The organism is Streptomyces sp. NPDC020681 (assembly GCF_044334895.1).
Classification (GTDB): domain Bacteria; phylum Actinomycetota; class Actinomycetes; order Streptomycetales; family Streptomycetaceae; genus Streptomyces.
This window is the reverse complement of record NZ_JBIRTX010000009.1, coordinates 297858-305433: the sequence shown is the minus strand read 5'-3', so window position 1 is coordinate 305433 and position 7576 is coordinate 297858. Positions and strand designations below refer to the sequence as shown.

General features: G+C 70.0%; 7 protein-coding genes and 1 rRNA gene. 3 read left to right on the top strand and 5 right to left on the bottom strand.

The window, feature by feature from the left end; all coding sequences use genetic code 11:
* Positions 1–87 (top strand): 5S ribosomal RNA (gene rrf / locus ACH4YL_RS23450); the annotation flags it as partial.
* Between the two features lie 68 nt (positions 88–155).
* On the opposite strand, the gene ACH4YL_RS23445 is transcribed toward rrf, so the two are convergent.
* From ACH4YL_RS23445 to ACH4YL_RS23425, 5 genes are read right to left on the bottom strand one after another with little or no spacing between them, the layout of a single operon-like run.
* Positions 156–1466 (bottom strand): DUF58 domain-containing protein, encoded by a 1311-nt coding sequence (locus tag ACH4YL_RS23445; protein ID WP_398509357.1) that lies wholly within the window; start codon positions 1464–1466, stop codon positions 156–158.
* Between the two features lie 11 nt (positions 1467–1477).
* Positions 1478–2461, bottom strand: a complete 984-nt coding sequence (locus ACH4YL_RS23440) for an AAA family ATPase (protein ID WP_398509356.1) — start codon at positions 2459–2461, stop codon at positions 1478–1480.
* Positions 2458–3648, bottom strand: a complete 1191-nt coding sequence (locus ACH4YL_RS23435; protein WP_398509355.1) for a DUF4350 domain-containing protein — start codon at positions 3646–3648, stop codon at positions 2458–2460. Before ACH4YL_RS23435 ends, ACH4YL_RS23440 begins: the two co-directional genes overlap by 4 nt.
* Positions 3645–4334 carry a DUF4129 domain-containing protein gene (locus ACH4YL_RS23430; protein WP_398509354.1) on the bottom strand — a complete coding sequence of 230 codons (690 nt, stop codon included), beginning with the start codon at positions 4332–4334 and terminating at the stop codon, positions 3645–3647. Before ACH4YL_RS23430 ends, ACH4YL_RS23435 begins: the two co-directional genes overlap by 4 nt.
* 4 nt (positions 4335–4338) lie before the next feature.
* Positions 4339–5559 (bottom strand): hypothetical protein, encoded by a 1221-nt coding sequence (locus ACH4YL_RS23425; protein WP_398509353.1) that lies wholly within the window; start codon positions 5557–5559, stop codon positions 4339–4341.
* Between the two features lie 182 nt (positions 5560–5741).
* On the opposite strand from ACH4YL_RS23425, the gene mtnA reads away from it, so the two are divergent.
* Entirely contained in the window at positions 5742–6881 is a 1140-nt protein-coding gene (gene mtnA, locus ACH4YL_RS23420) for an S-methyl-5-thioribose-1-phosphate isomerase (RefSeq protein WP_398509352.1), read from the top strand.
* 4 nt (positions 6882–6885) lie between these two features.
* On the top strand, positions 6886–7575 hold the full coding sequence (mtrA, locus tag ACH4YL_RS23415) for an MtrAB system response regulator MtrA (protein ID WP_205375139.1): 690 nt from the start codon (positions 6886–6888) through the stop codon (positions 7573–7575).
* Position 7576 lies beyond the last annotated feature (1 nt).

Here is a 7576-nt window from a genome sequence, read left to right as displayed (position 1 = left end):
GGTTACATTCCGAACCCGGAAGCTAAGCCTTTCAGCGCCGATGGTACTGCAGGGGGGACCCTGTGGGAGAGTAGGACACCGCCGAACAATCATTGTGGGAAAGCCCCGCACCTTATGGTGCGGGGCTTTCCTGCGTTCAGGCCCTTTTCTGACCCCTACAGCCGGCCGGCGGCCTTCAGCGCGAGATATGCATCCGCGAGAGCAGGGGCAAGGTCTTCCGGAGTCGCGTCCACTACGGTGACGCCGTGACGCTGGAGTTGTTCTGCCGTACGGCGGCGCTGAGCCTGGGTTTGGGTGGCGGCCGCGGCGTCGTAAACAGCGTCGACAGAGCCTCGCGCAGTAGACATCTGCTGGATATGTGGATCGGCCACCGCAGCCACGAGCACCGTGTGGCGCTTTGTGAGCTGCGGGAGGACGGGGAGCAGGCCTTCTTCGATCGGCGCCGCGTCGAGGCTGGTGAGCAGCACGATCAGCGAGCGGCGCGGGGCGCTGCTGAGTGCGGCAGCGCTGAGGCCGCGGGCGTCGGTCTCGATGAGCTCGGGTTCAAGGGGAGCGAGAGCGTTGACCATCGAGGGCAGGAGGTCTCCTGCGGTGCGGCCCTGGACCTGGGCGCGCACCCGGCGGTCGTATGCCAGGAGATCCACACGGTCACCCGCACGTGAGGCGAGGGCGGTGAGGAGCAGGGCTGCGTCCATCGAGGCATCGAGGCGAGGGACGTCACCGACTCGGCCGGCCGATGTGCGGCCGGTGTCGAGCACGACAAGGATGTGGCGGTCGCGCTCGGGGCGCCAGGTGCGTACGGCGACGGTGGTCTGGCGGGCGGTGGCGCGCCAGTCGATGGAGCGGGTGTCATCGCCAGGGACGTAATCGCGAAGGCTGTCGAACTCGGTGCCCTGGCCGCGGATCAGGACGCTGGTGCGGCCGTCGAGTTCACGCAGGCGGGCCAGGCGGGACGGCAGGTGTTTGCGGCTGGCGAACGGCGGCAGGACGCGGACGGTCCATGGGACTTTGTGGTTGCCCTGGCGGGCAGCGAGGCCCAGTGGTCCGTACGAGCGGACGGTGACGCGTTCTGCCTGGCGGTCGCCGCGGCGTGTGGGGCGCAGGACGGTGGTGATGCGACGGCGCTCGCCTGCGGGGACGGTCACTTTGTGCCGGGACAGGGCCTGTTCTGTGCCGGTGAGCCAGCTGCTGGGCGGCCAGGCGTCGCGGAGGCTGGCGCGCAGGCGCCGGTTGGAGGGGTTGGTGACGGTCAGTTGCACCTCAGCGCTGTCACCGAGTCGAACTGATGTGTCACCGCTTCGGGTGAATCGGAGCGTTCGGACTGGCGCGGCGAGGGCGTAGTCGCACAGGATTGCTAGTGAGAGAGGCGCATTGACAGCGAGCATCCCGGTCCAGCTCGGAGCGAGGATGCCCACGGGGAGAGAGCCGAGAGCGGCGAGGAGTGCGGTTCTTCCGGTGAGGGCCATGGGATGCCGCCTCAGCGGGGGACGGGGACGTGGCTGAGGATCGCGGTGATGACGGAGTCGGCAGTGACTCCCTCTATCTCCGCCTCGGGCCGGAGCTGGATCCGGTGGCGCAGGGTGGGCAGGGCCAGGGCCTTCACATCGTCGGGGATGACGTAGTCGCGGCCGGTGAGCCAGGCCCAGGCTCGGGCGGTGGAGAGCAGAGCGGTGGCGCCTCGGGGGGACACACCGAGAGTGAGTGAGGGGGATTCACGGGTGGCACGGCAGATATCGACGACATAGCCGGAGATCTCGGCGGAGACCGAGGTCTTGGCGACAGCGGATCGGGCCGCCTCCAGGTCGGCGGGGCCTGCGACGGGGCGCACGCCTGCGCCCTGGAGATCGCGTGGGTTGAAGCCTTCCGCGTGCCGGGTCAGGACGCTGATCTCGTCGTCGCGGGAGGGCAGCGGGACGGTCAGCTTGAGAAGGAAGCGGTCCAGCTGCGCCTCAGGGAGGGGGTAAGTGCCCTCGTACTCAACGGGGTTCTGGGTCGCTGCCACCAGGAAGGGATCGGGGAGCAGGCGCGGTGTGCCGTCGACCGTGACCTGGCGCTCTTCCATTGCTTCCAGGAGCGATGACTGGGTCTTGGGCGGGGTGCGGTTGATCTCGTCGGCGAGCAGGAGGTTGGTGAATACGGGACCGGGCTGGAAGGAGAACTCCGCGGTGCGGGCGTCGTAGACGAGCGAGCCGGTGACGTCGCTTGGCATTAGATCGGGGGTGAACTGGACGCGCTTGGTGTCGAGTTCCAGAGAGGCGGCAAGAGCGCGGACCAGGAGCGTCTTGGCAACTCCCGGTACGCCTTCGAGCAGGACATGGCCGCGGCAGAGCAGGGCCACGACGAGTCCGGTGACAGCGGGATCCTGGCCGACCACGGCCTTGGCGATCTCGGTGCGCAGGGCCTCCAGGGAGGCGCGGGCGCGGTCCGAGCTCAGGGCTGTCTCGGGGGTCGGGGCGCTCATGAAGTGCGTACCTCTCTTTCGAGGGCGTCGAGTTGGTCTGCCAGGTGGACAAGAGCAGCGTCGTTGGCCGGCGCCGGGCCGAAGAGCAGGGAGGTGACATCCCGGTCGACGGTGGAGAGATGGGCGGAGATCGCCGGGATCAGTGCCTCGGTGGAGTGGGCGTCGGACGGCGGGACGCCGAGGAGCGGGGCGAGGCGGGCACGCGTGGCCGAGCGCAGGGCCGCGGCTGCACGGTCGCGTGCGTTCACCTTGCGATAGAGGCGAGAGCGGCCCTCGGTCGACTCGGAGGCCCGGATGGCGACGGGCAGCCGTTCGGTGACGAGGGGGCCGAGTCGGCGGGCGCGCCAGATGGCCGCAAGTGCGGCGGCAAGGGTGAGTTGAAGAGTGCCCCAGAGCCAGCCGGAGGGGATCAGGTCGAAGAAGGAGTCATCGCCGTCGGCGGTGTCCTGTGCGGCTGAACTGTCGCTGAACGAGGGGAGGTACCAGATCAGATGAGTGCGGGAGCCGAGGAGTTGCAGGGCGAGAGAGGCGTTGCCGTGCTTGTCCAGGCGGTGGTTGTAGAGGATGTCGGGCGCGCCGAGCAGGACGGTGTCGCCATCGCCGGGGGCGTCGATCCTCAGGAGGGTGGGCCGGCCGCCGCTCGGGTAGCAGGCATCGGCGCCGGGTGTCTCGGTGGCGTAGCGCTCTCCGCCGAGATCGGCGTTGCCGGCGGTGCGGGCAGCGGGAAGATCGCACTGCGGTGTACGTGCCGAGACGGGGGCCTCCGCTTCGCTACGGACGCCGGGGGCCAGGGTGCTGACGGAGGTGAGGCCGGGAGAGACGAGGACCGTGCGGCCTCCAGAGGAGGCTGTTGCGGAGTGCAGGGCGCGCTGTTGACTGTCCGTCAGCAGGTCCGGGCTGGTGACGAGAAGAGTGGCGTCGGGGCCGGTCGCGGCGGTGGCCTCGTCGAGGGTGGTGACGACCCGGATGGAGACGCCGCGGTCCTTGAGGAGTTCGGCGACGGCGCGACTGCCGAGGCGGTCGGCGGAGCGCGGGTCGAGGCGGCCGTGCTGGTCTCCGGAGCGGAGCGCGGCCATGGCGATCCCGGCCACTATGAGGATGGTGAGCGCGAGCATCAGGCCGCGGGTGCGGGTCCACACCTGACGGCCGGTGGGAGACATGGAGGTGGCGGCGGCAACCTCGGTCATTCCGCTGCTCCTTGGGCCGCGCCGGTCAATTGGGGCTTGGCGCGCTCCAGTTCGAGGTCCAGGTCCCGCAGGCGCAGATATGCCTGCCGGTCGGCGGTACGGCCACCGTACGTGACGTCGTCGAACTCCCTGGCGGCGGCCCGTAGTCCGTCGATGTGGTCGGGGAGGGAGCGGCCGCCCTCGGCAGCGGCCTCGTCGGCGGTGCGGCCGGGGCGCGGGTCGAGGAGGGCTCGTTCCTCCAGGGAGCGGACGATGGCCCGCATCCTTTCCTGGACGGCCTGGTTCCAGCGTCCGGCGTCGGCGTGGGCCTCGGCGGCGGTGCGGTGTTCGGAGGCGCTGCGGGGACCGTCGTCGAAGAGAGAGTCCGCGGAGCCGGGGAAGCGGCGGGGTGTGCCGAGCCGCCACCAGAGGGCCCCGATCAGGGCTATGACGACCAGGACGACGACGAAGAGTCCGAGCGGACCGCCAGGGGCTGCGCCGGACGCCGCGTCGAAGAGCCCGCCGAGCCAGTCCCAGAAGCGGTCGAGGGCGCGCTGGAGAAGGCTCGGGTCGTTCTCGTGGTACATCAGCTTGGACAGCTCCCGCTCCGCCGCCTCGCGGGCGGGGATGCGGGGAGTGTCCACCGGCACGTCGTCGCTTGCGCGAATCAGTTGCCGCGCTGTGTTCACGCCCCCCGTGGTGGACACCGCATCAGCCCCTGGGGAAGTCGCTGCCGGGCGGCTGGGGGCCGTAGCCGGGGACGCCGGCGGCCCGGGCGAGTTCGAGGTCGAGGGCCTCGCGGCGGATGCGCTGGTCGACGTAGAGGAGGACGGTGACGCCGGCGGAGATCGGGTACGTGATGGAGGACGCGATCACCGAGCCGATGCCGGTGATGATGAGGAACGGCCAGCCGAACTCAGGGGCGTTGCCGGCGAACAGGTCGCCGAACCCGGTGCCGTCCACCGCGAACGCGATCACGCTGAACGGCACAGCGATGATCACCGACACGAGCAGGGTCAGCAGCAGCGTCAGGCAGATGATGCCGAAGGTCCGCCACCAGGCGCCCTGGACCAGCTTGGCCGACCTGCGCAGGGACGGGATGACGCCCTGGCGCTCCAGCATCAGCGCGGGAGATGCGAGAGCGAACCGGATCATCAGCCAGAGAATGACGGGGGCTGCCACGAGGCCGCCGATCACGGCGAGCGCGACGCCTCCACCGCCGCCCAGCAACAGGCCGGGCACCAGTGCCACGGTCATGATTCCCGCGCTCATCAGCGGCAGCAGCAGAGTCAGTCCCAGGAGCTGAGGCAGCCGGGGCCGCGCTTCTTGCCAGGCCTCGGAGAGAGTCACCGGGCGCCCCAGCACCGAGCGGCTGATGACCACGGTGAGCACGGCCGTGGTGAAGAGCGTGGCGATCAGGGTGATGAGCAGCGCCGGACCCATGGCGAGCAGGCTGGACTGCAGCGAGTCCACGGACTGCCGCAGGGCCTCCGACGGGGCGGCGTCGGGGTCGACCGCAGGCGGGTCGGGAAGCAGAAAGCGCTCGACCAGGATGTCGCAGATCTGGGAGATCACGGACACCGTGACCGTGACGCCGAGCACCGTGCGCCAGTGAGCGCGCAGCGTCGACACGGCGCCGTCGAGGATCTCACCGACGCCCAGCGGGCGCAGCGGGATGACGCCGGGCTTGGCCGCGGGCGGCGGACCCCAGCCGCCGTGCGGCTGCCCGCCCCAGCCGGGAGCGGGCGGCGGTGCCGGGACACGGTTCGTTTCCGGGACCGGCGCGGACCACTGTCCCGGGGCCGGCTGGTTCTTGGACCACTTCGAGGAGGAACCGCTCTCGTCGGCAGGCTCGGCAGGCCGCGGGACGCTGGCGTCCTGTCCGTCGGAGGGAGCAGATCCGGGCGAGGCCCAGCCCGGAGTGTCGTTCACGGTCGTCCACCTCATGGCTTGGTTGTGGGGCCGGCTCGGAGAGCCGGCCCGTTCACGGTGCCTGCACGCGTATCGGGGTGGCAGGCTGGCAGCCATCGTGCCACGCGTAGCCCGCTGGTGGGCGGGGGCCTGTATCTCCTTCGCACCTTCATTGTCGGAGCCCTACCGGGCAGACTGGGCGGATGGCTGATCAGTACGCACAAAACCCGGCCGACGACGAGCCGCCCCCGCTTCCGGCACTGCGCTGGGACGAGCCACCGGAAGGGCCTGTACTGGTTCTTCTCGACCAGACCAGGCTGCCCGTCGAAGAGGTCGAGCTGGTCTGCACCGATGTGCCCGCCCTGGTGCAGGCGATCCAGACGCTCGCCGTGCGGGGGGCGCCGTTGCTGGGCATCGCGGGCGCCTATGGCGTGGCTCTCGCCGCAGCGCGGGGCTATGACGTCGACGAGGCGGCGGCGCTGCTGGAGCGTGCGCGGCCCACCGCGGTGAATCTGGCGTACGGGGTGCGCAGGGCGGCGGGAGCGTACCGGGCGGCGGCGGAGAGGGGCGCGGAGCAGGCGGCGGCTGCCGCGCTGGTGGCCGCGAGGGAGCTGCACCGGGAGGATGCCGAGGCCAGTGCCCGGATGGCGGAGAACGGGCTGGTGCTGCTCGACGAGCTGCTTCCGGGCGGTGGCCACCGGGTCCTGACGCACTGCAACACCGGGGCGCTGGTCTCGGGCGGGGAGGGCACGGCGTTCGCCGTGGCGCTCACCGCGCACCGTGCGGGCCGCCTGCGGCGGCTGTGGGTGGACGAGACGAGGCCGTTGCTGCAGGGTGCACGTCTGACGGCGTACGAGGCGGCGCGCAACGAAATGCCGTACACATTGCTCACGGACAATGCCGCGGGGTCCCTGTTCTCGGCCGGCGAGGTGGATGCGGTACTCATAGGGGCCGACCGGATCGCCGCGGACGGGTCGGTGGCGAACAAGGTGGGAAGCTACCCACTCGCGGTGCTGGCGAAGTACCACCATGTGCCGTTCATCGTGGTCGCGCCGACGACGACGGTGGATCTGAGCACGCCGGACGGCGCGTCGATAGAGGTGGAGCAGCGGGCCGGGCACGAGGTGACGGAGGTGAGTGCGCCGCAGCTGTCGGCGGCCGGCGGAGTGGGCGGCGGGCTGCCTGTGGCACCGCTGGGCACTCAGACGTACAACCCAGCGTTTGATGTAACACCGCCCGATCTCGTGACGGCGATCGTCACCGAGGAGGGCACGTTGTCCCCGGTCACCGGGGGCGGAATAGCCGAGCTGTGTGCCAGGTCACGCCAGGTAACGATTAGCTAATGGGATGATGTCGATTATGAAGGGACGAGTCCTTGTCGTCGACGACGACACCGCACTGGCCGAGATGCTCGGGATTGTGCTGCGTGGAGAAGGTTTCGAGCCGTCGTTCGTAGCGGACGGTGACAAGGCGCTTGCCGCTTTCCGCGAGGCAAAGCCGGATCTTGTGCTGCTCGATCTCATGCTGCCCGGACGGGACGGCATCGAGGTGTGCAGGCTGATCAGGGCCGAGTCCGGCGTGCCGATCGTGATGCTCACCGCCAAGAGCGACACCGTGGATGTGGTGGTCGGGCTGGAGTCCGGCGCCGACGACTACATCGTCAAACCGTTCAAGCCGAAGGAGCTGGTCGCCCGCATCCGGGCGCGGCTGAGGAGGTCGGAGGAGCCCGCGCCGGAGCAGCTGGCGATCGGTGATCTTGTCATCGACGTCGCCGGACACTCGGTGAAGCGGGACGGGCAGTCGATCGCGCTGACTCCGCTGGAGTTCGATCTGCTGGTCGCGCTGGCCCGCAAGCCGTGGCAGGTGTTCACTCGTGAGGTGCTCCTTGAGCAGGTGTGGGGCTATCGCCACGCCGCGGACACCAGGCTGGTGAATGTGCACGTTCAGCGTTTGCGCTCGAAGGTCGAGAAGGACCCCGAGCGCCCGGAGATTGTGGTTACCGTCCGTGGCGTCGGTTACAAGGCCGGGCCGAGCTGAC

Coding starts and splice junctions, on each gene's coding strand:
- ACH4YL_RS23435 (WP_398509355.1), bottom strand. CDS start 3,648: ATGACCGAGGTTGCCGCCGCCACCTCCATGTCTCCCACCGGCCGTCAG.
- ACH4YL_RS23445 (WP_398509357.1), bottom strand. CDS start 1,466: ATGGCCCTCACCGGAAGAACCGCACTCCTCGCCGCTCTCGGCTCTCTC.
- mtnA (WP_398509352.1), top strand. CDS start 5,742: ATGGCTGATCAGTACGCACAAAACCCGGCCGACGACGAGCCGCCCCCG.
- ACH4YL_RS23440 (WP_398509356.1), bottom strand. CDS start 2,461: ATGAGCGCCCCGACCCCCGAGACAGCCCTGAGCTCGGACCGCGCCCGC.
- mtrA (WP_205375139.1), top strand. CDS start 6,886: ATGATGTCGATTATGAAGGGACGAGTCCTTGTCGTCGACGACGACACC.